At 49.7% G+C, this 24,814-nt stretch carries 27 protein-coding genes; 2 read left to right on the top strand and 25 right to left on the bottom strand.

Going from position 1 to position 24,814, the window contains the following annotated elements; genetic code table 11:
- Nucleotides 1–47: 47 nt before the first annotated feature.
- The 5 genes from ACN6MW_RS29220 to ACN6MW_RS29200 all read right to left on the bottom strand — a co-directional run bounded on the left by ACN6MW_RS29220 (nt 48) and on the right by ACN6MW_RS29200 (nt 4,223).
- The gene (locus tag ACN6MW_RS29220) at nt 48–476 is read right to left on the bottom strand and encodes a hypothetical protein (protein WP_419873256.1); all 429 of its coding nucleotides are present in this window, start codon (nt 474–476) and stop codon (nt 48–50) included.
- A gap of 141 nt (nt 477–617) precedes the next feature.
- Nucleotides 618–1,373 carry a phosphoribosylformimino-5-aminoimidazole carboxamide ribotide isomerase gene (gene hisA / locus ACN6MW_RS29215; RefSeq protein ID WP_419873255.1) on the bottom strand — a complete coding sequence of 252 codons (756 nt, stop codon included), beginning with the start codon at nt 1,371–1,373 and terminating at the stop codon, nt 618–620.
- Between the two features lie 118 nt (nt 1,374–1,491).
- Nucleotides 1,492–2,034, bottom strand: coding sequence for an NUDIX hydrolase (locus ACN6MW_RS29210; protein WP_419873254.1), 543 nt, complete (start codon nt 2,032–2,034; stop codon nt 1,492–1,494).
- Nucleotides 2,035–2,165: 131 nt separating this feature from the next.
- Nucleotides 2,166–3,008, bottom strand: a complete 843-nt coding sequence (locus ACN6MW_RS29205; protein WP_419876478.1) for an aldo/keto reductase — start codon at nt 3,006–3,008, stop codon at nt 2,166–2,168.
- A gap of 15 nt (nt 3,009–3,023) precedes the next feature.
- Nucleotides 3,024–4,223, bottom strand: a complete 1,200-nt coding sequence (locus tag ACN6MW_RS29200; protein WP_419873253.1) for an MFS transporter — start codon at nt 4,221–4,223, stop codon at nt 3,024–3,026.
- Nucleotides 4,224–4,386: 163 nt separating this feature from the next.
- Here ACN6MW_RS29200 and ACN6MW_RS29195 point away from each other — a divergent pair, with 163 nt between their 5' ends.
- The gene (locus tag ACN6MW_RS29195; protein WP_419873252.1) at nt 4,387–4,749 is read left to right on the top strand and encodes a winged helix-turn-helix transcriptional regulator; all 363 of its coding nucleotides are present in this window, start codon (nt 4,387–4,389) and stop codon (nt 4,747–4,749) included.
- Nucleotides 4,750–4,813: 64 nt separating this feature from the next.
- Here ACN6MW_RS29195 and ACN6MW_RS29190 read toward each other — a convergent pair whose 3' ends face one another.
- Complete coding sequence (locus tag ACN6MW_RS29190; RefSeq protein WP_419873251.1) at nt 4,814–6,010, bottom strand: oxalate decarboxylase family bicupin; 1,197 nt, start codon at nt 6,008–6,010, stop codon at nt 4,814–4,816.
- Nucleotides 6,011–6,230: 220 nt separating this feature from the next.
- Between ACN6MW_RS29190 and nagZ the strand changes: the two genes are divergently transcribed.
- Entirely contained in the window at nt 6,231–7,499 is a 1,269-nt protein-coding gene (gene nagZ / locus ACN6MW_RS29185; protein ID WP_419873250.1) for a beta-N-acetylhexosaminidase, read from the top strand.
- Between the two features lie 54 nt (nt 7,500–7,553).
- Here nagZ and fabI read toward each other — a convergent pair whose 3' ends face one another.
- From fabI to ACN6MW_RS29090, 19 genes are all read right to left on the bottom strand, one after another.
- Nucleotides 7,554–8,330, bottom strand: coding sequence for an enoyl-ACP reductase FabI (gene fabI, locus ACN6MW_RS29180; RefSeq protein WP_419873249.1), 777 nt, complete (start codon nt 8,328–8,330; stop codon nt 7,554–7,556).
- 28 nt (nt 8,331–8,358) lie between these two features.
- On the bottom strand, nt 8,359–8,949 hold the full coding sequence (locus ACN6MW_RS29175) for an AAA family ATPase (RefSeq protein WP_419873248.1): 591 nt from the start codon (nt 8,947–8,949) through the stop codon (nt 8,359–8,361).
- A gap of 91 nt (nt 8,950–9,040) precedes the next feature.
- Nucleotides 9,041–9,559 (bottom strand): DinB family protein, encoded by a 519-nt coding sequence (locus ACN6MW_RS29170; protein ID WP_419873247.1) that lies wholly within the window; start codon nt 9,557–9,559, stop codon nt 9,041–9,043.
- Between the two features lie 19 nt (nt 9,560–9,578).
- On the bottom strand, nt 9,579–10,313 hold the full coding sequence (locus ACN6MW_RS29165) for a class I SAM-dependent methyltransferase (protein WP_419873246.1): 735 nt from the start codon (nt 10,311–10,313) through the stop codon (nt 9,579–9,581).
- 21 nt (nt 10,314–10,334) lie between these two features.
- The gene (locus ACN6MW_RS29160) at nt 10,335–10,793 is read right to left on the bottom strand and encodes a GNAT family N-acetyltransferase (protein WP_419873245.1); all 459 of its coding nucleotides are present in this window, start codon (nt 10,791–10,793) and stop codon (nt 10,335–10,337) included.
- A gap of 64 nt (nt 10,794–10,857) precedes the next feature.
- Nucleotides 10,858–11,397 (bottom strand): hypothetical protein, encoded by a 540-nt coding sequence (locus ACN6MW_RS29155; RefSeq protein WP_419873244.1) that lies wholly within the window; start codon nt 11,395–11,397, stop codon nt 10,858–10,860.
- 21 nt (nt 11,398–11,418) lie between these two features.
- On the bottom strand, nt 11,419–12,354 hold the full coding sequence (locus ACN6MW_RS29150; protein ID WP_419873243.1) for an ADP-ribosylglycohydrolase family protein: 936 nt from the start codon (nt 12,352–12,354) through the stop codon (nt 11,419–11,421).
- Between the two features lie 164 nt (nt 12,355–12,518).
- Entirely contained in the window at nt 12,519–13,580 is a 1,062-nt protein-coding gene (gene add, locus ACN6MW_RS29145; RefSeq protein WP_419873242.1) for an adenosine deaminase, read from the bottom strand.
- A gap of 66 nt (nt 13,581–13,646) precedes the next feature.
- Entirely contained in the window at nt 13,647–14,021 is a 375-nt protein-coding gene (uraH, locus tag ACN6MW_RS29140; protein WP_419873241.1) for a hydroxyisourate hydrolase, read from the bottom strand.
- Nucleotides 14,018–14,977, bottom strand: coding sequence for a factor-independent urate hydroxylase (gene pucL, locus ACN6MW_RS29135; RefSeq protein WP_419873240.1), 960 nt, complete (start codon nt 14,975–14,977; stop codon nt 14,018–14,020). The genes uraH and pucL overlap by 4 nt, the downstream gene beginning before the upstream one ends.
- A 17-nt stretch (nt 14,978–14,994) precedes the next feature.
- Nucleotides 14,995–15,495, bottom strand: coding sequence for a 2-oxo-4-hydroxy-4-carboxy-5-ureidoimidazoline decarboxylase (gene uraD, locus ACN6MW_RS29130; RefSeq protein WP_419873239.1), 501 nt, complete (start codon nt 15,493–15,495; stop codon nt 14,995–14,997).
- Nucleotides 15,492–15,977, bottom strand: coding sequence for a nucleoside deaminase (locus ACN6MW_RS29125; RefSeq protein WP_419873238.1), 486 nt, complete (start codon nt 15,975–15,977; stop codon nt 15,492–15,494). The genes uraD and ACN6MW_RS29125 overlap by 4 nt, the downstream gene beginning before the upstream one ends.
- Nucleotides 15,974–16,474: a (2Fe-2S)-binding protein gene (locus tag ACN6MW_RS29120; protein ID WP_419873237.1), complete on the bottom strand. Its 501-nt coding sequence runs from the start codon at nt 16,472–16,474 to the stop codon at nt 15,974–15,976. The genes ACN6MW_RS29125 and ACN6MW_RS29120 overlap by 4 nt, the downstream gene beginning before the upstream one ends.
- Before the next feature lie 6 nt (nt 16,475–16,480).
- Entirely contained in the window at nt 16,481–18,757 is a 2,277-nt protein-coding gene (gene pucD, locus ACN6MW_RS29115) for a xanthine dehydrogenase subunit D (protein ID WP_419873236.1), read from the bottom strand.
- The gene (locus ACN6MW_RS29110) at nt 18,748–19,713 is read right to left on the bottom strand and encodes an FAD binding domain-containing protein (protein ID WP_419873235.1); all 966 of its coding nucleotides are present in this window, start codon (nt 19,711–19,713) and stop codon (nt 18,748–18,750) included. The genes pucD and ACN6MW_RS29110 overlap by 10 nt, the downstream gene beginning before the upstream one ends.
- A 21-nt stretch (nt 19,714–19,734) precedes the next feature.
- Complete coding sequence (locus tag ACN6MW_RS29105) at nt 19,735–20,664, bottom strand: ABC transporter permease (RefSeq protein ID WP_419873234.1); 930 nt, start codon at nt 20,662–20,664, stop codon at nt 19,735–19,737.
- A gap of 17 nt (nt 20,665–20,681) precedes the next feature.
- Nucleotides 20,682–21,812 (bottom strand): ABC transporter permease, encoded by a 1,131-nt coding sequence (locus tag ACN6MW_RS29100; RefSeq protein ID WP_419873233.1) that lies wholly within the window; start codon nt 21,810–21,812, stop codon nt 20,682–20,684.
- Nucleotides 21,809–23,344: an ABC transporter ATP-binding protein gene (locus tag ACN6MW_RS29095; RefSeq protein ID WP_419873232.1), complete on the bottom strand. Its 1,536-nt coding sequence runs from the start codon at nt 23,342–23,344 to the stop codon at nt 21,809–21,811. Before ACN6MW_RS29095 ends, ACN6MW_RS29100 begins: the two co-directional genes overlap by 4 nt.
- Nucleotides 23,345–23,556: 212 nt before the next feature.
- A complete protein-coding gene (locus ACN6MW_RS29090; RefSeq protein ID WP_419873231.1) occupies nt 23,557–24,711 on the bottom strand; it encodes a BMP family ABC transporter substrate-binding protein in 1,155 nt (384 codons plus the stop codon).
- Nucleotides 24,712–24,814: the final 103 nt, after the last annotated feature.

Raw genomic sequence — 24,814 nt, 5'->3', positions numbered from 1 at the left:
ATCATTTCCATCATCATACAACTAAAAAAGATTACCAGATAGTCTTCTTACATTTCCTTATCGATGGCATAAAGGGCAATTGCTCTTTGCAGTCCGGCGAAAAGCTCCTCGCTTTCCCAAATAACCTTAAACCCGCTCAGTAGTGCTGCCCCCAGCTCTTCCTCTAAAGGCATCTGCAGCCACTCTTCCCCGGTAACGCCGTAATCGGCCTCCATTCCGCTTGCATAGACAACTTTAATGGAGGTAAGCAGTCCGTATTCCTCCTGAGAGGCTTGCTCTATCGGTTCAAAAGGAAGCTGGAGAATAGCCTCCAACGTTTTCTTCTTTTTGGGAGTGATGATCAGAAAGCTCAGATTTGAATCTTCTTCGTTCTCATCGTCAGCGCAAGGGCCGACCAACGCTATTCCTTCAATATGCGATTGCTCCCCCGCCCAATTCACAAAATCGTACATCAGCTTATAATGATCCGGTCTCATAACTTTCGTTCCCCCCTATACCAGCTTGGTATTGTATTTTTGAAGCTGCTGCCCTTAAGTAATTTGATCGGTCATAAAAAAACTAGCCAACAAATTGTTAGCTAGCTGCCGGGCTCATGGAGATTACGGGATTAAAACCCGTTACATCTGTTTCTGCTTGCTGTATGCAACCACTTCTTCATAGGATAAATGACCGCCGAAAATATCAAGCGCGCTGCCAATCGTAATATCCAGCTTACCGTTCGATAGCTCATCAAATTGATCCATATCCGCAATCGATCTGGCTCCGCCGGCGTATGTGGCCGGTATGCTTACCCAGTCCGCCAACGCACTGACGAGACTTTGCTGAATGCCGCGCTGCTTGCCCTCGACATCCACGGCATGAACTAGAAATTCATTGCAATATTGTTCAAGGAATTGAATATTCTCTTTGTTCACTTCAAAGTCGCTGAACTGCTTCCATTGATTCGTTACGACGAACCATTTGCCGTCTTTCTCCTTGCAGCTAAGATCGATAACTAACCGATCCTTTCCGACCTCTGATACGATTTTGGCAAGATGGTCTTCATTTAATAATCCATCCTTGAAAATATAAGAAGTCACGATGATATGCGATGCGCCCTTCTCCAAATAAAAGGCAGCATTGTCCGCCGTGATGCCGCCGCCGATTTGCAAGCCTCCCGGATAAGATTCGAGAGCGGATACCGCAGCTCCTTCATTGCCGCCGCCAAGCATAATCACATGTCCGCCTGTCAACGCATCCTTTTTAAAGAGCTCCGCATAGTACGCAGAATTCTGCTTCGATACAAAATTTTCTATGATTTCAGTATTGAGCGTTTCACCGACAATTTGTTTCACTTTCCCGTCATGCAAATCGATACAGGGTCTAAACTTCAACGTCATTCCTCTATTCTTTAATTTCTATGTGTTTACATCCTCTTTAGAAAAAATAACCTAAAGGTCTATGTAAATCAACCCTATCCTGAAAATCTTGCATTATTAGAATAACTTCGACTCACGCTTCCAGCTTGGAGGCGTACTTATCTAGATAAAGCGCCCTAACCGTATCGTCGGTTTCAAGGCTTGAGGAAACTTCGCTATGAACAATCTCGAGCAGCTTATCCTGCTTATACAAACAATGATGGTCGAAGCAATTGGCCTCATCCAGCATAAATGGCAAGGTTATCGGGATATTGGACACGATGCCGGCATTGTCAGCGTTCATAATCCATTCGATTTTTTTCCAATCTAATATGCCTTCATCCGTTTTTCTCGGTGTCGGGTAAACCAAGTCAGGCGGAACCTCAGCGATATAAGCATACATGCCGCCGTAATCAAAATCATCGCCTTTCCAAGTAACCAAACCTTTAAAGTGCAGCTCATATGATTGTATTCCCGTTTCCTCTTCCAGCTCACGGATCATGGCCGCTCGCGGCGTCTCTGAAGGATCCAGCTTGCCGCCTACCCCGTTCCAGCAGCCCATCCAGCTTGCTCTCTCCCGATTGAGCAGCAATATTTCTTCGCCGCGTTTAATAAAACAAATATTGTATTTCAGCATTTTGATAAATCTCCCCATTCTTCTTGGAAATATTTTATCACATGGCGGCTTTGGTTGAGTAGACTCCTGCAGAGGATAAAAATGAACAGAAAAAAAGACAAAGAAAATGAATCTTTGTCTTTCGTTCCATTTTAAAAATCGAAGTTATCGGGATCCGGGCCTACCCGGGCATTTTCATTCAACCCGCTGATTTGTTCCATGTGCTCGCTGGAAAGCTCGAAATCAAATATATCCGCATTGGCAGCGATTCTGGCTTCCTTGGTTGATTTCGGGATCGTTACCACGCCGTTTTGCAAATCCCAACGCAGGATGATTTGAGCAGCTGTTTTGTGATAGCTTGCCGCGATTTCCAGAAGGAGCGGGTTTTCGAGCAGCTGCCCTTGCATTAACGGCGACCAAGCCTCTAACTGGATGCCATGCTGCTTGCAATAGCTCGTTAGCTCCGTCTGCGTCAAACGGGGATGATACTCCACCTGATTGACCATAGGCTTGATTTTGGCGGCTGCCATTAAAGTGTCTAGATGATGCGTTTGAAAATTGCTTACGCCAATTGCTTTTACCCTGCCTTGCTCATACAAAGCTTCTAAAGCACGCCATGCCTCTTGGAATTTCCCTTCCACTGGCCAGTGGATGAGATACAAATCCAGGTAATCCAGACCGAGCTTATTTAGACTTGTTTCATAAGCCGCAAGGGTCGATTCATAGCCTAAATCAGCATTCCACACCTTAGAAGTAACAAATAGCTCCGATCTTTCGATCCCTGCCTGCCGCAAGCCCAGCGCTATGCCTCGCCCAACGCCGGCTTCATTGCCATAGATGGCCGCGGTGTCGATGCTTCTATACCCATGCTTGATGGCGGCAGCTACCGCGTTTTCAAGCTCTGCTCCCTCTTCAACTTTAAATACGCCGAGTCCAAACCATGGCATGGCTGTTCCGTTATGCAATGTCGTCGTTGCTTGTAAATGTTTCATGATATAAAAACCTCCCAATTATGATAATACTTCTGATGTGTTGTCTTTTTGCTCAAGCTTCATGCTCCAGCCGGTCAGGATGACGGCCGCTATTACCATAATGCCTCCAAACCATGAGGTGTGAATGAGACCCATCGAGTCTGTTACGACGCCTCCCAAATAAGCGCCAATTGCAATCCCTGCGTTAAATGCAGCAATATTGATCGCAGATGCGACGTCAACGCCGCCGGGCATGATCCGTTCCGCAAGCATAACTACGTACACCTGCAGCCCTGCCACATTCATGAAATGGAACAGCCCCATTGCCACGATCGTAAGCAATGCCGCTATTTTAAACGGAGCAGTAAAGGTCAGCAAGAATAGAATGACGGCTTGTACGATAAACATATAAAATAACGCTTTTAACGGCTTCCGGTTAGCAAGCTTTCCGCCAATCACATTGCCTATCGCGATAGCGATGCCGTAGAGAAGCAAGATCACGGTAACATGTTTCTCCTGAAATCCGGTTATTTCCTGAAGCAATGGGGTTAAATAAGTAAAGACTGCAAATGTGCCGCCATAACCTAATGCGGTAATGATAAAGATAAGCAGCAATCGTCCATTCGTAAACAGCTTGAACTGTTCACCAAGCGTTGTATGCGTTCCTTTTCGCAAATCGGACGGAACAAGAATGCTGTTTGCAACAAAAGCCACAATTCCGACGATTACGATGGCGACAAAGGCTGCTCTCCAGCCAAGCTGCTGCCCGATAAACGTTCCAATCGGAACCCCCGTTATCGTAGCAACGGTAAGACCCGTAAACATGATGGCAATAGCGCTCGCCCTTCGGTTCGGGGGAACGACGTCTGCAGCGATCGTTGAACCGATCGACATAAACACGCCATGCGAGAGAGCGGATATGATTCTGGCAATTAGCAGAAGCTCAACGGAAGAAGAAGCCGCTGCCAGCGTATTGCCGATAATAAAAATGACCATGATCCAAAGCAATAAAGCTTTACGCGGTATTCTGGTCGTTAAGGATGTAAGAATAGGAGCTCCGAAAGTAACGCCCAGCGCATATAACGTAACGGTCAAGCCTGCCGTCGTAACTGATATATTCAAATCCTCTGAAATAAGCGGCAGCAGTCCGACGCTAATGAATTCCGTCGTTCCGATTGCGAAAGCGCTGATCGCGAGAGCCAGAAGAGCTAACGTGCTTCTTTTTTTCTCTATTGTCATAAAGCTTCTCCCCAATCCCATTTCTTTTATCTAATCTATGTTGTAGCATTGATCGGCCGATGAATGTTATTATCGTTTATGTGAAAGAAAATGAACAGTACGTACTTAAAAGTACTATAGGTACTTAAAAGTACCTATAAAATACTGTAAGGGAGAATGACTTTTGATAAAAAAGAAATATAATGTTCCGGTAGAAGCGACGCTTGAAATCATCGGAGGCAAATGGAAATGCATTATCCTCTGCCATTTGACGCACGGTAAGAAGCGCACAAGCGAGCTGAAGCGCCTGCTTCCGGAAATCACCCAGAAGATGCTGACGCAGCAGCTTCGTGAGCTTGAGGACGCAAGCATTATCGAACGCATCGTCTATAACCAAGTCCCTCCGAAAGTTGAATACCAGCTCACCGATTACGGACAAAGCTTAAAAAGTATTTTGGACGCGCTCTCTGCATGGGGAGAAAACCATATTGTTAGAGTGTTCGGAAACAAACAGGATGTCTTGGAAGAGAACATCTTTAATCAATAAAAAAAGACTTTCCAGCAGCCCTTCGGCTGGCAGGAAAGTCTTTTTTTTGTTCATCCGTCGCTTTCTACGGTTCATAGGTAAAACCTGGGTATTTGACGACTGGCCATTTTTCTTTGTGAAGCGCATCAAGCAGCTCGGGCCCGACATTCACATTCCGCTGAACCAATTCCCGCGGGGTTAAGGCCAGCCATTGATTTAAAGACACATCCACAAATCGGTCGCTTTTGAACATCTCCAAAAACCACAGTGAATCATCGCCGGTATTTTGAATGTAATGACCATTGGCAAAAGGAACGTAACCTACGTCGCCTGCCCGGTAATTAAAGGTGCGGGCAATCCCGTTACCTGCAAATACCGTCATTCTCCCCTGTCCGGCCAAATAGTACTGCCACTCATCATTATTCGGATGCCAATGAAGCTCTCTCATTCCACCGGGCTCCACCTCAACCAAAGCGGCTGCAATCGTCTTCGAAATCGGAAAGTTGGAGGAATCCACAATACGTACGCTGCCTCCCGGCGTCCGGATCGGCGGCTGCGCTAACAAGCGGTGCGTAAAGCAAAGCGGGATCGTACCGTAAGGCGATTGGACCTTCTGACTCTCCAGAGAGCCGGGAACCTGATCCTGATAAATATATACTTGCTCTTTAGGAATGTGATCGAACGCGCTCTCCGGTACGCCGAAGTTGGCTGATAGCACTTCCTTTGGCGTATGGGCGAACCAATCCGATAACGATAACGTATTTAGGTCGGAGAAGCTGCCGTCATCGAAAACGAGCAGAAATTCACATCCGTTTTCCAGTCCCTGAATCGAATGGGGAATGCCTGGCGGAAAATACCAAAGATCCCCTTCTCCAATGTCGGCAATAAAATTTCGGCCTGCTTGGTCAACAGATGTAATTCGTGCGCTGCCAATAAGCATGTAAGCCCATTCCGCCTGCTGATGCCAGTGCAATTCCCGTACGCCGCCAGCCGTTAAGCTCATGTTAACTGCCGCGATCGTCGTTGAAACCGGGAAATCGCGAACGGTAATTTCGCGCGACCAGCCGCCTTGATTCAACTGCATATGCGTATCCGAAAACGAGAATTTTAAATTGGGAAGCAGGCCTGCATCTGTAACGGGCGGTACGAACATATCGGGATTTTCAATATCGCGCATAATATCACGAGGACCACGGTCCACATTTCCCGCTCCGTCGCTTTTCCTTATTGGCTGAGGAATTCGGGCATTCCAAGCTTGTTCATCCCGCGATTGGTCTTTCATAATCCGCCTCCTCACCCTTTATCATGTAAGCCGATGCATTCATGACCTATAAAGCTTATGATAAGAAAAGGCGGAATATTCGATTACAGGTTACCCGCTGATCATGTCCCGGCCAACGGATCTGCAACAAATAAATTCGTATTCACGTTAGGATTATTGATAGATGTCAGGTATGCGAAACTCCGATCAAGGGGATATTGCATCGAGGGAGGAATTTTCGATGATTAAACAAGCAGTCTCCATCCTTGCGCTGTTGATGATTTGTTCCGGCTGCAGCCAGAATAACGCGGCTAATCATATAGCGCCTTCACCAATTCCAAGCCCCAGCGCAAGTCCTGCTGCGCAGCCTACAATTCATCCGACCGTCGCCCCAACCCTTGCGCCGACCGAAACGGCAGACCCGCTCAAGGAGCAAATAGCCAGCATGACGTTAGATGAAAAGATAGGCCAGCTGGTGCTCGTAGGCATGGAAGGCACAACGATGCAGGCGCAAGCGGGCGAGATGATCGATAAGTACCATGTTAGCGGGTTTATCTTATATAAAGATAATATTACGGATGCTGCGCAAACCGTAAAACTGCTGAATCAATTAAAGAAAAAAAATGCAGGCAGCCAAGCACCGCTTTGGCTAAGCATCGATCAAGAAGGCGGAAAAGTCAGCCGAATGCCTTCGGAATTCACAAAAATTCCCCCGGCAGCCGAGGTTGGACGCGCAGACCGCATCGCATACACCCGTAAGATCGGCGAGGCACTAGGCGCAGAGGTTAGCGCACTCGGCTTTAATATGGATTTTGCGCCGGTACTAGATATTAACAGCAATCCAAATAATCCCGTTATCGGCAATCGTTCCTTTGGCACCAATCCCGAGACGGTCAGTATGCATGGCATCGAAACGATGAAAGCGATCCAATCCAAGCAGGTTGCAGCCGTCGTTAAGCATTTTCCTGGCCATGGGGATACGTCGGTAGACTCTCATTTAGAACTGCCTGTCGTTAACAAATCCTTGGCTGAGCTGCAAGCATTTGAATTGCTTCCTTTCGTTGAAGCCATCAAGCAGGATGCGGATGCCATCATGATCGCACATTTGTTGATTCCGAAAATCGATAAAAACGATCCGGCCTCGCTCTCCAAAACGATGATCACGGATATTCTGCGCGTGGATTTGGGTTATGATGGAGTTGTCATAACGGATGATATGACCATGGGCGGCATAACCGGACATTTCGACGTGGGAGAAGCGGCTGTCCGCTCCATTCTAGCCGGCAGTGATATGATTCTGGTCGGCCATGATTATCAAACGCAGGTTTCAGTACTTAAAGCGTTGAAGCTTAGCGCGCGTGACGGCATCATTACGAAGGATATGCTGGATCAAAGCGTTTACCGTATTCTCAGCTTAAAAGAAAAATACAAGCTGCAGGATACATCGGTTGCATCCGTTGATGTGAAGGCCGTCAACCGACAAATCAATGCCGCGCTGCAAGCTAAATAAACAAAAAAGTCTCAGATCCATACACCGGATCTGAGCCTTTTTCTTCTATTAACCCTACAAGCCGAGGATATGGTAGCCGGCATCCACGTGAAGCACTTCTCCCGTTATGCCTCTGGATAAGCTGCTCAGCAAAAACATCGTTGCGTCGCCAACTTCCTCCTGGTCAATATTGCGGCGAAGCGGAGCTCTTTCTTCTATCGTGGACATAATGTCATTAAAGCCGGAAACGCCTTTAGCGGCAAGCGTGCGAATTGGACCGGCAGAAACGGCATTTACGCGAATGCCGTATTTGCCAAGGTCTTCGGCCAAATACATCACGCTGGCTTCGAGAGCGGCTTTCGCAACGCCCATTACGTTATAGTTTTTCACGACCCGCTCCGCCCCGATGTAGGTTTGGGTTACGATGCTGCCGCCTTCGGTCATCAGCTTCTTCGCTTCGCGGGCAACAGCGACCAAGGAATAAGCGCTTGAGTTTTGCGCCAGCAAATAACCTTCTCTCGTCGTGTCAACGTATTCTCCCTGAAGCTCATCCTTATCGGCAAAAGCAACGGAATGAACCACGCCATGAATGACGCCCGTGTTTTTTTGTATTTCTTCAAAGGCCGCCGTAATGCTGTTATCATCGAGCACATCGCAGGATACCTTTTGCAGCGCATCAATTTGATGCTGCTCAAGCAGCTTGTTCAGCTTATCCAACGATCTTTCTTTGCGGTAGGTGAAAATTAGCTTAGCCCCTTGATTATGCAGCGACTTCGCAACTCCCCATGCAATGCTGCGGTCATTGGCGACACCCATAATTACGATTACTTTGTTGTTCATTAAGTTAGACATGCTGTTCCTCCTAGTTGTACTTCCCTGCTTAAAATCGTATATGTTTAACCTGCGTTAGAACGCGGTCATACGCTTTCTTGATGTTGCTTCTGTGATCCGGCAGTAAGCTGAGCTTTGACATTTCCGCAATCTGCTCTGCAATCTCGCTGACCGATGAATGCTCCGTATCTACATGATGCCCGAATCGAGCATCAGCGAGCCCGCTCACGCATCTTGCCAACTGCTGCTCCGCCCAACAATTTGGACGCTCGCCTCTGCTCCTAAGCCTTTTCTTTATCGTGGCCTCAGAAGCGCATAGCGCATAATGATGAACGTCAGCCCCGTTATCTCGGAGGCGTCCTACAATTTCATCAAAATAAAGGGGATCTACGAGCGTCATTGGCGCAATAATGATCCCGCCATAGTCCTCGTCCAGATGCTTCAGCATCGCATAATTCATGTCTCTCCACATGGGATATTGTTGAAAGTCGCTTTTATGCGTCGAGCTTGGCGTATTCTTCCTGATAAAATAACCCGCGTTTTCCGGATCGTAAAGGTATGAATTTTCCAATCTTCTATGCAATTCATGCGCAGTCTGCGTCTTACCCGCCCCAAAGGCGCCATTAATCCAAATGATCACGAGCAACACCCCATTATGTAACAGCTATCACTGTTCTATACTAACGATTACCCGCGCGATATTCAACTTCAAATTCATTTTCGGCGGTCAGTTATTCGAGCTGCTGCTGTCTGATGTAGATGATGTAATCCGTCGCCGCAGGCTCAAAGCCCGCTTCCCTTAGCTGCGAAGCGATTTGACCGCGATGATAGCTGCCATGCAGTGAAACATGGGTCAAAATATCGCTTAACACCGTCGAAAACGGCGTTCCTTGACTATTTTTATACGAGATAACAGCAGCAAAATCAGCTTCGCCAAGTCGATTAAACAACGCTTGATATCCTTTTTTATTTTGTTCTGCCAAATGCACGCATTCCTCTAAGGAATAGGTTGGCCAAATGGAAATATTGGAAGCGTCCTCCTCGTTTATGCGAGTAAGCCATACCTTCTCCGCCGAAAGAATATGGCAAAGCAAGCTTAACGGTTTAGCTAACGGTAACGGTTGCCCGCTCTTTTGAAGGGCTTCAATGACTTGTTCGTTTGCCCATGCGATATGATTCCAGCTTTGGATATAATGGCTTTTTAGCGCCGATTGTGCAGATGAAGCATTATTCGGAGTATTAAAATCCACGGTAACTCCCCCATTCCTATTATTGTTCACCCGATCTACTCTCCATTTTCCTGACTACGTACGTCAAGCAATCGCTTTTCAACAAAATAGCCCGTTCGTTTCTAACGATTGAAAATGTCAAAGGTTTTACGTGCGTGTCCAATATCTCCCAGCTTGAATAGGCCTCTCGCAGCAATTGCTCAGCAGCCGCTGTAGCCAGGTTTATCTCGACAAGCGGAAGCAAGCTTTCCCCGCTCTGCTGATCAAGCTCTACTATGTTCGTATTCAATATGATACAGTTTATTCCCTTTGCTTTCGTGCCTCTGTTCATTTGGCCCAAAACTTCCTTAAGCTCTGTTTCCGTTCTTACATGCTCAAGCGAGGAAACAGCGACGATATAATCAAATTCCTTCAACGGAATCGCATAATTTCCAATATCGCATGCAACCGGCTTTAACCACTCGCTTACGCCATGCTGCCTGCCGTAGGAGCTGAGCTTGAGCAATGCCGATTCCAACAGATCGACGCAAACCACTTGGCCATTTCTATGATGCTCTTGGATTGCCTTCGCAATCGGAATGCTGTTTCTCCCGACTCCGCAGCCTAAGTCCAGTACAGAAAGAGGTTCGGCACCATCGAATAAAGCAAGCAAATTTAAAACGGTTTTTACTGGCTTATGCAGCCATGAGCCTTCTTCGAATAATCGGTTTTGCTCATAACAGGCTTCATGATACTTTTTCTCTTCTTCCCGGATATAACGGATTCTGTCGCTCATGCCTACAACCCCCATCAGCAGTTACAGCTTTTTCTCATAACAAACACTGCTTTCACAATTCACATAAGGACCGAATCGATCGATCAAACCGTAGCCATGCTTCCTATAAAAGTTTAATGCCTCGGGCTGTCCTTCCCCCGCCTCCAGCTTTATGCTGCGAAAATCCATTCGTCTCGCCCTGTCTTCCAGCTCCGATAAGATTTGTTTCGCTATCCCTTTATTCCGGTAAGCTTCTTCCACGAAAAACCTTTTCAGCTCGCAGGCAGCTTCATCAATCGGCTTTATGGCCCCGCATCCGACTGGCGTTCCGTTTTCATAAGCAACGATGAATAAGATATCGTTAACCTTGGCATCCGAGAAATCAATGCCGAATATTTCCTCCGCAGGATAGCGCTGAAGTAAATCCATATCGAGATGACGGATCAGCTGCCGTAAGTCTTCATTTTCAGGCGAAACAACCGTCAGTTCAACTTTTCCCATCACGTCTGCACCTCCATATTCAAGTTTTATTTGGCCAATCCTGCGCGGCGCAAAATAACCTAACTTAATGATCCGAAGCCAGCAGCTCTTTAATAACTTCTATATTTTTACCCGCACGCAGATTCAGAGACCTTTTATCCTTTAGGCCCAAGGATTGCAAGTCATGGCCCGGATCGACAATCAATGGTTTTGACATAACGTCATCCAAGATTTGAGCAGCGGTTTTATACGCCCTATGAAGAAGTTCGATTTCTGCTTTGCTCTTGACCAGCTTTATGATTTCAATAATATGCTCGGCGTACATGAGCTTTACGATGCTGTCCGAGGACATGACATGCCGGGAGGCGAATGCGATGATGCCATCTAAAATACGGCTGTCCGGATAGTTTTTTGCGACCAAGAGCAGTTGAATCACTGCATCCCAGTTTCGAATGGAAAGCCCGTTTACGTTCATTTCGATTAATTCCGCATACCAAGCGGTTTCTTGTTCCTTCGTTATCTCGTAAGTCTTATACTCCTCGTAATTTCCTTCGCGATGCATTTGAAAATAATTGCCGTAATGGCCGGTAAATATTTGTTTTGCCCGCGTGGCCTGCTGTGTCATCCCGTCACCTCCTTATGTAGTTTAGCCCATTGCTTGTTCAAAGCGGCTACACAACTCTTCAATCTCTTCACGTCGAGCCAGCTGCTGAAGCCAGTTTTCCGGAATGGCATCCAAGCCGTAGTAGATACCTGCCAAGCCGCCGGTAACTGCCCCTGTCGTATCCGTATCCTCGCCCAAATTCACAGACCGAAGGACGGCTTCGGCGAAGCTGCCTGTGGTCAGCAAACTCCAAATACTTGCTTCCAGCGTGTGTACGACATATCCGGAAGACTGCACTTCCTCCTGCTTTAAAAGCGACAAATCACCTTCAAGCACGCGCTCAAAGCATTTCTTATGCGCAGGATGTCCTTCCATGAATAGCTCCGCTGCCGTCTCTCTCATATTCCGCATGCTTGTCTCCGGATCTAAGCCGTCAATCAAATGAATCGCAAGCTCTAGGTAAATGGCGCATGCCATTATTGAGATCTGATGCGCATGCGTGATCGCGGAAACCTTGGAAACGACAGCAAGCCGATCCTCGGGGGTTTCTTCCTTCAATACGTAAGCGAGCGGCAGTATACGCATTAACGAACCGTTTCCGTTGTCTTGAAGCTGTGTTCCGCCTGCCAGATCAGGTCGGATGCACATTTGTTTGTACCTTCCGATTGCCGCAGCTGTTGCGATTCCGACATCAAAGGTCTCGCCATGCGGCGTCCAATAGCCATGCTCCAGCCACTTAACAAACCTTTCCGCGAGATCATAAAGATCGATTTGAGGAAAAGCTGCTGCACTTTCCATTAGGCAAAAGACGAGTGAGCTGTCATCAGACCATGTTCCTGCCGGCTGCGAATGCGTGCCATAACCGACCATATCCGTTAATGGTTTTTTCTGTAAAGCTTGACGTGACAGAAATTCGACGGGGACCCCTAGCGCGTCGCCGACGCATAGCCCCAAAATGCCATCGCGTAATTTCATCATGTCTGGATCACCTCCATGATTATCCGGAATATCACAATAATTCCTTTCAGTATAGCAACATTGCTTTTATTTCGAAACCATCTTGCACACAGCTAACAAAAAAGACTCCACGTCCAATATCTGACGTGAAGCCTCTATGATCTTAACAAGCATTTTTTTGATTCCTATACTTCCAAGCCCAAGGCCCTTAATTCTTCTTCATACCTTCTGATCAGCGAATCCTTCTCGTTGCCCGTTAAAAATGCCGCGTGGACGCCATTCATGATCAAGTGGGCCACCTCGGTCAACGAAAGTCCAAGATGCTCCATCAGCAACTCGTATTCCTTCTGGATCGTCGTGTCCGAAACTGTCATATTATCCGTGTTTACCGTAACGGCAATCCCTTGCTCTAAGTATCGGCGTAGCGGATAGGCGTCCCAGCTTGGGACAGCCTTTGTCTGCAGATTGCTTAGCGGACACATCTCAAGCGGAATTTGGCGCTCTTTGACAAGAGAAACGACTTCGGGGTCTTCCAGCATCCGTACGCCATGACCGATTCTCACGGCGCCCAAGCTTGTGATGGCGACTTTTACATTTTCCGCGCCGGCTGCCTCGCCCGCATGAATCGTCACCGGCATTCCGTGCTGACGAACATCCGCGAACAGCTGCTGGAACAGCTCCGCCGGATAAGAAGCCTCGTCGCCAGCCAAATCAACGGCAACGACCCCTTTTTTATAAAATCGCGCTGCTTCTAGAACAACGTCCTTATTCAAATCATAGGAATGATTCCTCATACAGATGATGATTGCTCTCGCCGTCATTCCAAAAGCTTGCTCCCCGCGCTGCAGCCCGTGAATAACATAATCGATAACTTCATGAAGGGTTAATCCCTCCATGCGATGGAGCTGAGGCGCGAAGCGCACCTCGATATAATGAATGCGCTGCATGGCAGCCTGCTCAACAACCTCGAATGCCGCTCTCTCCAGCGCTGCTCCGGTTTGCAAATAAGGCAGTACATAACTGAACTTGCTCAAATATTCCGTTAAACTCTCACAGTGCTCGCTTACCTGCATATGATTGATCAGCTCCTCATGCGAGCTGACCGATAATGGATTTCCTTGCTCGTTAGCAAGCTCTCGTAATGTTTCCGGCTTTACGCTTCCGTCTAGATGCACATGCAAATCGACCTTTGGCAGCTGCGACAATAACGTCCTTACAGCTGCCGATTGTTCATTTTTCAACGTCATCGCCAAATCCCCTTTCGGTATATTCATTCACCTTCGTTACCGCTCATATACATCCCGAAGCGGAATCTAGCTCCCGCGATACGTACTGTACCCTCCGGGAGCTACTAATAAAGGCACATGATAGTGCTTACTTGCATCCTGAATACGGAATCGAATCGGAATAAAATCAAATATACTTTCTTTGATTGCAGACAGATGCTCCATACGGCCAAAATATTCGCCTGCAGCAAAGATAAGCTCGTAAACCCCCGGCTGCACCTCATCCCCTGCCAGAAGAGGCTGATCAATTCGCCCGTCTGCATTCGTTTTATACGCGCCAATGAGACTGGGAGACTGCTCCGCTCCCGCTGCCGCGCCTAAATACCACAGCTCTAGCGATATTCCCGCAACGGGTTTTCCGCCTGCTAGATCCAGCACATGCGTCGTTATCCGGCCGCTCATGACGGCTCTCCCCCCTCCTCCAAATCAGCCTTCGTCAGAGTGAAGCCTTGGAAGCCATAGGGCGGACGAGGCTCCGTGTATACACCTGCAGCCGTCGCGTTTTCCGGCTCGACGACCGTCTCCCAGGTACGGTTATTCGATTCGAAACGAACCTCAGCCAGCTGCGGAAAGGTTTTTAAAATGCTGATTCCAATTTGATAGATTAAATATTGAATAGACGGCGAATTTTCGGAATGGAACTGCGTATGGGCCAGGTCATGAATCTGCTCGGAAGGAACATAGCGGCTGCGGGTGCAGTCAGATGCATCCTCAGCTTCCTCATAAGTCCAAAAGATATCCAGGAATATAAACAAAGGGCGGTCGAAGCTCTCGGGCAAGGTGGTATATTCATCGCGTACGAAGCCGTAAAACGAGCTTCCGCTTACCTTAATAAGCTGAATATGCGACAATGCGCTTTCTTGCTCCGCGAGCGAGATACCGCCGCCTGTGCGTATCCATTTTTGCGATGCGCTGGCATGTTCATTATGCGAACGGCGAAACACGAGCGGACTGTCGCTCCAGCCGCTTCCTTCGGCTACCGTGACGGGGCTGAACGGGAGGCGGTCGGCTTTAATTTCAATGGCATCAATATGCGGGTAACGCTCCAGAAATCGTTCGCTGATGAACGCGATGAGTCCCTCTGTCGTGCTTCCGCCAAATCCTGCCGTTTGGCGCAAAATGAAATTTTTCATCGAGTCCGTTGCTACGACCTGCGAATTGTCCCCTTCGGTGAACGAGGTCAGCAGAACCTCGCTGCTGACCGAGAAAGTTATGTTATGGGCAAAAATAATATTGCTGTCACCTGTAAACGGCGATTGGGGTATCGCTTGGACAACGAGCGGGACGGCGTAGGTCCGATAGCTCAGCACATCCCCTTTTCCATAATAAAGCGTGCGGCCGCTGCGTAATTTTAGCATAATCCTCCGTCCTCTCTCTACTCTATGATGAGATCTTTTAATCGAAACCCGGATATTTTCTCAATTTCACGCAAGGCCTGCTCCATTTCTTCCGCAGTAGAATTCCGAACTCTCGCTTCCATCGCTTCAAGGATTTGTTCCTTGTTCTTTCCTCTCACCGCGAGAATGAACGGGAATCCAAACGTATGGACATAGGTCTGATTTAAGCCGTAGAAATGCGCATACTCCTCTGCCGGTAACCGGTCAAGGCCAGCACCCTGCTGCTCCAAAGCGGAGAACTCCGCAACCGCGAGCCGCGTTCCGAGATCGGGATGCGCGCGCAATAAATCAAGGATCGTCTCGGCCCGGGATTCACGTACGACATTGATCATCGCGGTATGCAGGGCATGAACGGAATCAAATGGCCTAGCGTGAAAAGCGGAGGATGCCACCCACGGCGAATGCTCAAAAATCGCGCCAAGCCACTCGATGAATTGCTCGCGACTGCTCCCGTTTATTTGTTCCATCGTTAGTTTCATGTCCAATACCCCTCATGGACAGCCACGGCTGCTTCCTCAACCTCCGGAAACGGGCCGAAGACTTGAATGGCCTTTCTTCCCTGTGCAAATACGATGCGGCAGGGTAAATCCAGCGTCGGGTTTTGTTCATCATCACCCGTTAACTGCGCCAAGCGTTTTTCGGAAATGCCGTAAACGACCGTGCCGACATTTCCCCAATAAATGGAGCCGGCACACATCGCGCATGGCTCTGCCGTCGTGTAGAGCGTAAATCGCCAAAGCTCGTCTTTGCTGTATCGTTTCGACGCTGCTTCCATAAGCGTTCTTTCTGCATGGCCGGTGCAGTTGGACTCCGTAATTTCCACATTCCCCTGCTTGAGCACGATTTCGCCTTCTGCGTTTACCAATATCGCGCCAAAAGGCGTATTCCCGGCTTCCCTGGCCTTCCGCGACACTTCGATGCTTTCCAATAAATAAAATAAATGCGGATTCCGATTTGTCATGTCGTTGGACGCCTCCCTTCCATGGCTCGTTTTACTGCCCGCCATATCCCGCCGTAGCCGGTACAGCGGCAAATATTTCCCGATAAGGCTTCAGCGATCTCGTCATCCGAGGGATTTGGATGGCCATCCAGCAGCGCTTTAACCGTTACGATCATGCCCGGTGTGCAATAACCGCATTGAAAGCCGCCCTCCTCCAGAAATGCTTGCTGAATCGGGTCGATTCCGCCTTCAGCTATCCCTTCGATCGTCGTGATGCTTTTTCCCGAGCATTGATATGCCATCGTTAAGCAAGAATTAACGGCTTTCCCGTCCATCAGCACCATGCATGCGCCGCAGCGGCCGATTTCACATGAACGCTTCGTGCCAGTTAGCCCCAGCTCATCCCGAATCAGGGTGAGCAGCCTGGCGGATGCCTCCGTCTCCATCGTTTGATCGCTGCCGTTAATGATGCATTGGAGCGCAAACGGCGTTTGAACAGGTTCAGTAATATCGCTCAATGCCGATCACTCCTTCTTCAGAAAAAATGGTTCCTCCTGCAAGAAACTCGGCTCAATCGGTAATTTTGTCACCCATTTGCCGCTTGCCTGGCGTACTGCTGCAGCTATGGCCGGCGCCAAGGTTACGGACCCGACCTCGCCAATGCCGCGCGGGCCGTATTCGTCATTTTCCGGCAAATGCTCAATCGGCTCGACCTCCACCAGTCCCTGCTGGTCAACAATCGTCGGCACCAAATACGTATCCAGGTTACGCGTGATATAATGTCCCTTATCCATCACGGCATCCTCCATTATCGTAAAGCCAAGAGCCATGCTGCTGCCGCCCTCGATTTGCCCGAGATAGCCCTGCGGATTTACGACCGGCCCGGCTGCAACCGCATGATATTGCTGCAGTACCTTCACTCGTCCCGTCAGCGCGTTAAGCTCGACCTTGACCGCGACAGCTGAATAAGTGTACATAAAATGGGCGCCTACCCGGTCTGTTGAAGATATCGGGAAGGAAAAAGAAGTTTCGCAGCGGATCGGAGGTTGATCGCCTTTTGCGAGCTCCTCATAGGTAAGCAGCAGCGACTCATGCGATACGCCTCTTATTCCGCCTTCACTAAGTCGGAGCTCCTCCGCGGAACGGTTCAGCAGCGTTTCTGCCCGCATGAGCAGCTGCTCCGTAAATGGCTTCTTCAGCCTTTGCAGCGTCTTCCACATCATCGCAGTCGCGCGCGAAGCCGTCGTAGATCCGCTGTCAGGCACAATATCGGTATCGCCGATTAGGATCCGGATATCTCCCGCGCCAAAGCCATACTGTTCGATAAGCATTTGCTCCAGCGTTGCGATGAGGCCTTGGCCGAACTCCTCGTAGCCGAATACCGCTTCGATTTTCCCGTCGGGTGCAAGCGCCAATCGCCCGCCGGCGGGATCGGGAATACCCACGCCGAGTCCTGCGCCATGCATCGTAAACGCAGCGCCGATTCCCGTTTTTATCCACGGTTCTGAGCCCGGCGATTCCGGCTCTTTCGAAGCCGGCCTCTCCTGCCACAAATCACTCTTTTCGATGGCCCGCCATACCTGCTCGGCCCCCTCCGTCATGGCAATCGGCTGATCGAATGGGCCCGGATCCTCTAATTGCCGCATATTCAGCTTCCGGAAAGCCCATGGCTCCATGCCCAGACGTTCCGCTAGGCGATCCATTTGACCCTCCAATGCGAAAATCGCCTGGTTGCCGCCAAACCCCCGGAATTCCCCGGACATTCCGTTGTTCGTAAATACCGATACGCCTTTAACATCCAAATGCCCGTACTTATAAGGGCCAATGACATGCTCGGTCGCGAAATTCAGCACCTCTGCCCCCAGCGTTGAATAGGGCCCGGTGTCCGATATGATGTAAACTTGATGCGACACCAATTTGCCCTTCTCATCTACGCCTGTTTTCATCGTTATTTTCATGGGATGGCGTTTTAAGCCGGCGCGAACCGATTCTTGGCGTGAATTATGCATCTTGATCGGTCTGCCTGTCTTCACGGCCAGCAGTGCCCCGTAGGGCTGCACGTTCAGCTCATCCTTCCCGCCGAAAGAGCCTCCGATGGGACTCGATACGATTCGAATGTCTTCCTGCGGCTTCGAAAGAATCCGGGCCAGCTGCATGCGATCCATGAACCCATGCTGCGTAGGCGAGTAAACCGTCAACCGTCCGTCATTGCAAGAAACGAATAAGCCACCTTCCGTTTCCATGTAGGTATGCATTTGCCGAGGAGTAACGTAGGTCTCTTCCACGATATGCGCACATTGTTTAAAGCCTTCGTCCGGAACCCCCCTGGAGAATGAGGTCCGGTGCATCGCGTTCCCCTGGGGATGCAGCTTCGGCGCATCTTGCAAGAGCGCCTTTTCGGGATCATCCACTACTTGCAAAATTTCGTATTCCAACTCGATCAGCTCAAGCGCATGTTGTGCTATGGCAAGCGACTCTGCCGCCACCGCGGCAAGCGCATCGCCGACGTAGCGCACAAAATCCTCGCATAAAACCGGCTGATCCGGATGAGCGATTCCGAAAGCATTTAGTCCGGGAACGTCCAAATAGGTTAGCACCGCGTGGACACCTGGCAATTGCATTGCCTTGTCCGTATGGATTGATAGGATGCGGGCATGCGGATATTCACTGCGAAGGACTAGCCCATATAGCATTTCATCATGGGTCATATCCGTTAAATAAGCTAAGCTTCCTGTCACTTTGGCTAGGCCGTCCGGGCGAATGCGCCATCGGCCCCCGCTGCTTGATCGGTTTAAGAGCATACGCTTACTCCCCCTGTTTGCGCTTCGTTCCGGGCTGCCTTCCAAAGCTCGCTTACGATGACGTTTGCCGCTGTCTTTTTTCGATAACCGGCCGATGCGAACAAATCCTCGCGCGGCTCATACAGCTGCAGAATTCGATTGTATGCATGCTGCAGCAATGCGGTATCGACGACTTCTCCGGTTAACTCCTTCTCTAGATCCTCGAGTCTAAGCGGGATCGTTTGTCCTCCGCCAAGCGCTATGCGAATCTCCTTGACGATCCCCGTATCCGATAGTGCCCCGTTAATAGCACCCGTTACGACAGAGGGCGTGAAAGCTTCACGTCGCCCAACTTTATGGTAAGCGCAAAAACGCCTTATTTTCGAGACCGCAGCCTGCTCGCTTACAGTGTCGTCTTCTCCCGCCTCCGACTGCTCATAGAACGGAAGCTGAATTCCGAGGAGGAGCCTCTCCATTCCTTGGCTGGAATCATTTGCAAAGCGCAGCCAGTCCGCCAGCATATCCCGCTGCTCCGCAGTCCCGTTAAACCAGATTACTTCGGCATCGTACGCGAGCAGAGCGGGCAGCGAATCACCGATATGGGAAGCGACATTGCCCCCTATTGTTGCCAATTGGCGAATGGATGGAGCGGCAATCCCTCGAATAGCCTCGGTGACCATCGGAAAATGGCGCAAAAGAAAATCATCCGTCCGACAGGACTGCAGGCTCATTTGGCCTCCGATCAGAAGACCAGTCTCGCCGACTCTCATTTCATTCAGACCTTTCACGGCGCTTAAATCGATTAAATGCTTCGGCATTGCAGCCGAGCCGGATTCCCAATGCGTGCGGAGCAAGGTACCTCCCGAAATATATACGCCATCCGTTCCGTGGGTTTGTTTCAAAATCCACGCCTCCGCTGGCGTTTGAGGATGCCACACAAGAGGAGACGCCATGGTCTCCTGAACATTTTTGCCCATCGTTCTCCCCTCCGTTGTCTTTTAAAATCGTTGCTCCCGCACGTAAGGCACGCCAAGCGCTTCAGGCGAACCGGAAGGCTTGTTGCGATTTCGCCAGCCGAGGAACATCAGGACCAGGATCGTCACGATATACGGAATCATTTTCAAAAAATAAGAAGGAATGTCGCTCCCGATTAATTGAATACGGAAGCCCAGCATGTCTAAAGCACCAAAGAAATAAGCGCAGAAGAGCGCGCGAACCGGGTTCCATCTTGCGAAAATAATTAAAGCTACCGCGATCCAGCCTCTCCCCGTCGTCATCCCTTCGGTCCAGGTCGGCGAATAAACGAGCAGCAAATCCGCACCTGCCAAACCGATTAAAATGGAGCCCGCGATGATATAACCGTATCGGAAAGCCTGTACGCGTATGCCCATCACATCTGCCGTGGCGGGATTATCGCCCATCGCCCGCAAATGCAAGCCCCATGAGGTCCGGTGAATAAACAAATGCAGAACGATGACAAGCACGAAGCTGAACCAGGTCAATAAATCAAGATGGGCAAAAATCCGGCCGATGAAAGGAACGGATTCCATCCATGGCATATCGAGCTTCGGGACGGCTCTCGGCACCGGAAGGCCGCTGACCGGCTTGCCAAGATAGGCGCTGAGTCCCGCTCCGAATAACGTCATCGCCAGGCCGCATACAATCTGGTTCGCCCGCAGAGATACGCTTAAAAAGGCATGAATGCCGCCTAATAGAATACTGATTCCGCATACGGCGAGGAGCGTAACGGTTAAGCTGCCGGTTTGCAGAAAGGTCAGGCACGCCGTGACGGCCCCCATGAGCATCAGCCCTTCAGCGCCAAGCTGAATGATGCCCGATCTCTCGATCAAGATGCCGCCAAGCGTTGCGAACAATAACGGTGTACCAGAGGATATGGCAGCCAGCAGCATTTGATACATGATTTCCATCGGTTAGATGCTCCTTTTCAGCGGATTTTTCGAAGCCGGAATTTGCTCATCGTCCCGCCGGCAATGAGGAAAAACAAAATGGCCCCCTGCAGCATTTCAGAGATCGAGGAGGGTAAGCCGATCGTTTGCACGCTGTATCCGCCTACGATCAATCCGCCGAATAAAAACGATGAAACCGCCAGCCCAACCGGATGTAATTTAGCAAGCCATGCCACAATAATTGCCGTATAGCCGTAGCCTGGCGAAATCCCGTACATAAGCCGGTGCGTGACGCCAGATACCTCAGCCATCCCGGCAAGTCCAGCAAGCCCGCCGCTGATGAGCATGACCAGCAAAATATGTCTGCTAATGCGGATTCCCGCATTTTTGGCCGCCTCGGGATTAGCGCCGATTAACCGCAGCTCGTAGCCCCATCGCGTATATTTAATGAAGAAACCATAGAGAACGATGGCGATAATGCCAAACAACAAACCGAGATGCAATCTCGTATCGCCGAGCACGGGCAAGGATTGGGCAGCCGTAAACATCGGCGTACCGGGAAAATTCATGCCCTCCGGATCCTTCCATGGCCCAAAAACAAAATAATCCATGGCCAGCAGCGCAACATAATTAAGCATTAACGAAGTGACAAGCTCATTTACTTGAAAGTAGGTGCGGGGAATCGCGGTTAACAACCCCCAAATACCGCCGGCAACGATACTAAATACAATCATGGCAGGAATGATTAGAATGCCGGGCATATTCGGAAAATAAATCGTAACCGCCGTCGCTGCCATTGCCCCGGCAGCAAATTGACCCTCCGCGCCAATGTTCCATACGGATATGCGGTAGGCAATCGCTACGCCAAGGCCGCAGAGGAGCAGCGGAATGGCTTTCACGAGCGTTTCCGTTAAACCGTAAGAGGTCCCGAAGGCGCCTGTAAACATTTTCTTGTATACAGGAAATGGGTTCATTCCGTTCGCAGCGATAAAGATTCCGCACACCGCGAGGGCGAGCAGTACCGATAGAAAAGGAATCCACCACGAGTTTCCTTTTTTTGAGCTATCCATTTCAATGCGATAGGATCGCCATTTCCATTTGCCCGGTTCAAGAGCTGGTTTCAAGGACGCCGTTCCGTTATGGATTACCCCCGGCTTTTGTTCACTCATCCCGCTACCTCCTCCGCGTCTTGGAGACCGGCCATATACATCCCGATTTTCTCGCGGTCTGCGGCTTCACGGGACATCTCTCCGACGATTTGACCGTTATAGATGACCAGAATCCGATCGGACAGCTGAATGACTTCATCCAAGTCCTCTGAAATAAGCAATACGCTCTTGCCGTTGTCACGCATGTCGGCTAATAACCGGTGAACCCCTTCCGCGGCACCAACGTCTAGCCCCTGTGTCGGGTGTACGGCTACCATTAGAAGCGGTACTTGATGAACCTCTCTGGCAAATAACAGCTTTTGCTGGTTTCCGCCGGATAATTGCTGAACCGGCGTATCAAGTCCCGGGGTTCTCACATCGAACCGCTCGACCAAGCCTTCAGCCCACGAACGATTCATTCCCATTCGCAGAAAACCGAAGCGCGAACGTTCTTTTGCCCGGTAGGACTTGAGCAATAAATTGTCAACAATGCCGAGACTGCCGGCAAGACCGCTTTTCATGCGATTCTCGGGTACGTGGGCGATGCCAGCTTCCATTGCGGCACGAACCGATCCGTTCTTCAGATCCTTTCCGTCAAAAGATATCGTCCCGCGCTTCCACGCCTTTAAGCCCGTAAGCATCTCGGCAAGCTCTTTCTGGCCGTTGCCGGCTACCCCCGCTACGCCTACGATTTCCCCTTCATTTACATGCAGCGTAATGAGATCCAGCGCTTTCCTGCCGTGGTCTGCATATACGTCAACCTCCTGCACGTCCAGCAAACGTTTTCCTTGGGGACGCGGATGGAACGTACGGCTTTCACCAAGCTCTTTGCCGACCATCAGCCTGGCCAGATCCCGCTCATTTGTAGCTGATTTTTCCATGCTGTGAATGAGCATCCCTTTCCGCATGACCGAAATATGGTCCGATGAAGCCATGACCTCCTTCAATTTATGCGTGGTCAGTATGACCGTTTTCCCCTCAGCCTTCATATGCTGAAGCGTTTCAAACAATTGCTCGGCCTCGCCGGGCGTCAGCACCGAGGTCGGTTCATCCAAAATAATGAGATTTGCGCCGCGATATAGGGTCTTCACGATTTCGACTCGCTGCTGCTCCCCCACGGAGAGCTGCCAGATCGGCCGGTCTACCGGAAACGGTAAACCGAATTGCTTGGCAATCGCTTCGATTTCCTGTTGCTTGTCATTCATCCAGCTCGCGCCTCGCCAAAACGATGATTTTTCGCCCAAGACAATATTTTCAGCAGCCGTCAGCGTCTGAACGAGACGGAAGTTTTGAAAAACCATGCCGACGCCGAGCTTCATCGCATCCTTTGGCGAGCGGATTTTTGCCAGCTCTCCATGGAGGAGGATCTCGCCGCTGGTCGGCCTGTACACCCCTGACAGCATGCACATCATCGTGCTCTTGCCCGCTCCGTTCTCGCCGAGCAGCGCATGGATTTGACCAGGCTTTGCACGGAAATCGACCTGATCATTCGCTACGACGGAGCCAAAATGCTTAACGATCTGGCGCATCTCTACCGAATAGTTTTCATGCATGGGGTCCCTCCTAAAGGTTTGTGTAACAAACCTGCTTCGTAAGCATAAGCTTAAGGTTTGTGTAACAAACCTGCATCGAAAGCATAAGCTTAAGGTTTGTGGAACAAACCTTAATCGTAAGCATTCTCCTACTCCTATCCAAAAAGCTGTGAATAAATCAACAAATCCCTTAATTCAGGGATTTGTTGATTTATTCATATGGTAAAAACCGGTTATTTCGGAATCGTGCCCTCTACTCCGCTGACGAACCAATCCATCACTAAAATGTCGTCCAGCGCCAGGGTCTTGCCCTCCTCAACCTTCACCGCGCCCGAAGCGTCCTTAATAGGGCCCGTAAATACTTGGAGTTCGCCGCTTACCAGCTTCGCTTTCGTTTCAGACACCAACGTCTTCACGTCCTCCGGCACGCTAGGACCGAGCGGTGCGATATCCACCATGCCGTCCGCCAACGAACCGGAATACTGCTCGCTTTTCCAGGTTCCGTCGATGATGGATTGTACGGTTTTCGTATAATAAGGACCCCAGTTCCAGATCGGATTCGTTAAATATGCCTCAGGAGCAAACCTCGTCATATCCGAGTCATTGCCGCCAGCCATAGCGCCCCGCTCGGCTGCAGCTTGCAGCGTAGCCGGCGAATCCTGGTAAGCCAGCAGAACATCGGCGCCTTTATCCAGCAAGCTTACGGCTGCTTGACGCTCGGTTGTCGGGTCATACCAGGTATTCGTCCATACAACGCTAACCTTCGCTTTTGGGTTAACGCTTTGAACGCCCAGCGTAAAGGCGTTTATGTTATAAATAACCTCCGGTATCGGAAAGGCGCCTACATAACCAATGATGTTTTTTTTCGTCGTTTTTCCAGCTGCAATACCGCTTAAATAGCTGGCATCGTAGTTCTTGCCGAAAAAGGTACCCATGTTGTCATTCGTTTTGTAGCCTGCCGTATGAAGAAACTTCACATTTGGAAATTTCTTTGCGACGTTAAGAGTGTAGTCCATGTAACCGAAGCTCGTTGTAAAGATGACGTCGTGGTTCTGGGCGAGCTCTGTAATAATACGTTCGGCATCTGCGCTCTCAGGCACGTTTTCGACCGTATCCGCTTTGATGCCTAGCTCCTTTTCCATGAACAGCCTGCCTTTGTCATGCTCAAAAGTCCAACCGCCGTCACCGGGAGGCCCGATATAAACGAATGCGACTCGCGGCAGTTTAGCCGGTTGATCTGTCGCAGCCCCTTCGGCTGGTGCTTCTGTAGATGCATTTGCCGAACCTTCATTGCTTTTGTTCGCATTGCCGGAACAGCCGCTAATGACAAATGCGATGGCCAACAAGAGTGATAAGCTTACGGATAATGCTTTTTTACGCTTTTTCATACGGTTCCTCCCCGATCTCTATTTTTTTCGAAAGCCGAAAACATACAAGTCAATCTTGTACACTGTCACTCTCTCATCGCGAATTCGATAGGCCGCTAATATC

It is taken from the genome of Pristimantibacillus sp. PTI5, from assembly GCF_048572955.1.
GTDB lineage: Bacteria > Bacillota > Bacilli > Paenibacillales > Paenibacillaceae > Pristimantibacillus.
Note: the sequence above shows the minus strand (reverse complement) of the source record. Positions and strands in the feature narration are given on the sequence as shown.

Excerpts from the sequence above, each read along its gene's own strand:
- ACN6MW_RS29220 (WP_419873256.1), bottom strand. The coding sequence starts at position 476 with ATGAGACCGGATCATTATAAGCTGATGTACGATTTTGTGAATTGGGCG.
- ACN6MW_RS29210 (WP_419873254.1), bottom strand. The coding sequence starts at position 2,034 with ATGCTGAAATACAATATTTGTTTTATTAAACGCGGCGAAGAAATATTG.
- ACN6MW_RS29200 (WP_419873253.1), bottom strand. The coding sequence starts at position 4,223 with ATGACAATAGAGAAAAAAAGAAGCACGTTAGCTCTTCTGGCTCTCGCG.
- ACN6MW_RS29190 (WP_419873251.1), bottom strand. The coding sequence starts at position 6,010 with ATGAAAGACCAATCGCGGGATGAACAAGCTTGGAATGCCCGAATTCCT.
- nagZ (WP_419873250.1), top strand. The coding sequence starts at position 6,231 with ATGATTAAACAAGCAGTCTCCATCCTTGCGCTGTTGATGATTTGTTCC.
- fabI (WP_419873249.1), bottom strand. The coding sequence starts at position 8,330 with ATGTCTAACTTAATGAACAACAAAGTAATCGTAATTATGGGTGTCGCC.
- ACN6MW_RS29165 (WP_419873246.1), bottom strand. The coding sequence starts at position 10,313 with ATGAGCGACAGAATCCGTTATATCCGGGAAGAAGAGAAAAAGTATCAT.
- ACN6MW_RS29160 (WP_419873245.1), bottom strand. The coding sequence starts at position 10,793 with ATGGGAAAAGTTGAACTGACGGTTGTTTCGCCTGAAAATGAAGACTTA.
- ACN6MW_RS29155 (WP_419873244.1), bottom strand. The coding sequence starts at position 11,397 with ATGACACAGCAGGCCACGCGGGCAAAACAAATATTTACCGGCCATTAC.
- ACN6MW_RS29150 (WP_419873243.1), bottom strand. The coding sequence starts at position 12,354 with ATGATGAAATTACGCGATGGCATTTTGGGGCTATGCGTCGGCGACGCG.
- add (WP_419873242.1), bottom strand. The coding sequence starts at position 13,580 with ATGACGTTGAAAAATGAACAATCGGCAGCTGTAAGGACGTTATTGTCG.
- uraH (WP_419873241.1), bottom strand. The coding sequence starts at position 14,021 with ATGAGCGGCCGGATAACGACGCATGTGCTGGATCTAGCAGGCGGAAAA.
- pucL (WP_419873240.1), bottom strand. The coding sequence starts at position 14,977 with ATGCTAAAATTACGCAGCGGCCGCACGCTTTATTATGGAAAAGGGGAT.
- uraD (WP_419873239.1), bottom strand. The coding sequence starts at position 15,495 with ATGAAACTAACGATGGAACAAATAAACGGGAGCAGTCGCGAGCAATTC.
- ACN6MW_RS29125 (WP_419873238.1), bottom strand. The coding sequence starts at position 15,977 with ATGACAAATCGGAATCCGCATTTATTTTATTTATTGGAAAGCATCGAA.
- pucD (WP_419873236.1), bottom strand. The coding sequence starts at position 18,757 with ATGCTCTTAAACCGATCAAGCAGCGGGGGCCGATGGCGCATTCGCCCG.
- ACN6MW_RS29110 (WP_419873235.1), bottom strand. The coding sequence starts at position 19,713 with ATGGGCAAAAATGTTCAGGAGACCATGGCGTCTCCTCTTGTGTGGCAT.
- ACN6MW_RS29105 (WP_419873234.1), bottom strand. The coding sequence starts at position 20,664 with ATGGAAATCATGTATCAAATGCTGCTGGCTGCCATATCCTCTGGTACA.
- ACN6MW_RS29100 (WP_419873233.1), bottom strand. The coding sequence starts at position 21,812 with ATGAGTGAACAAAAGCCGGGGGTAATCCATAACGGAACGGCGTCCTTG.
- ACN6MW_RS29095 (WP_419873232.1), bottom strand. The coding sequence starts at position 23,344 with ATGCATGAAAACTATTCGGTAGAGATGCGCCAGATCGTTAAGCATTTT.
- ACN6MW_RS29090 (WP_419873231.1), bottom strand. The coding sequence starts at position 24,711 with ATGAAAAAGCGTAAAAAAGCATTATCCGTAAGCTTATCACTCTTGTTG.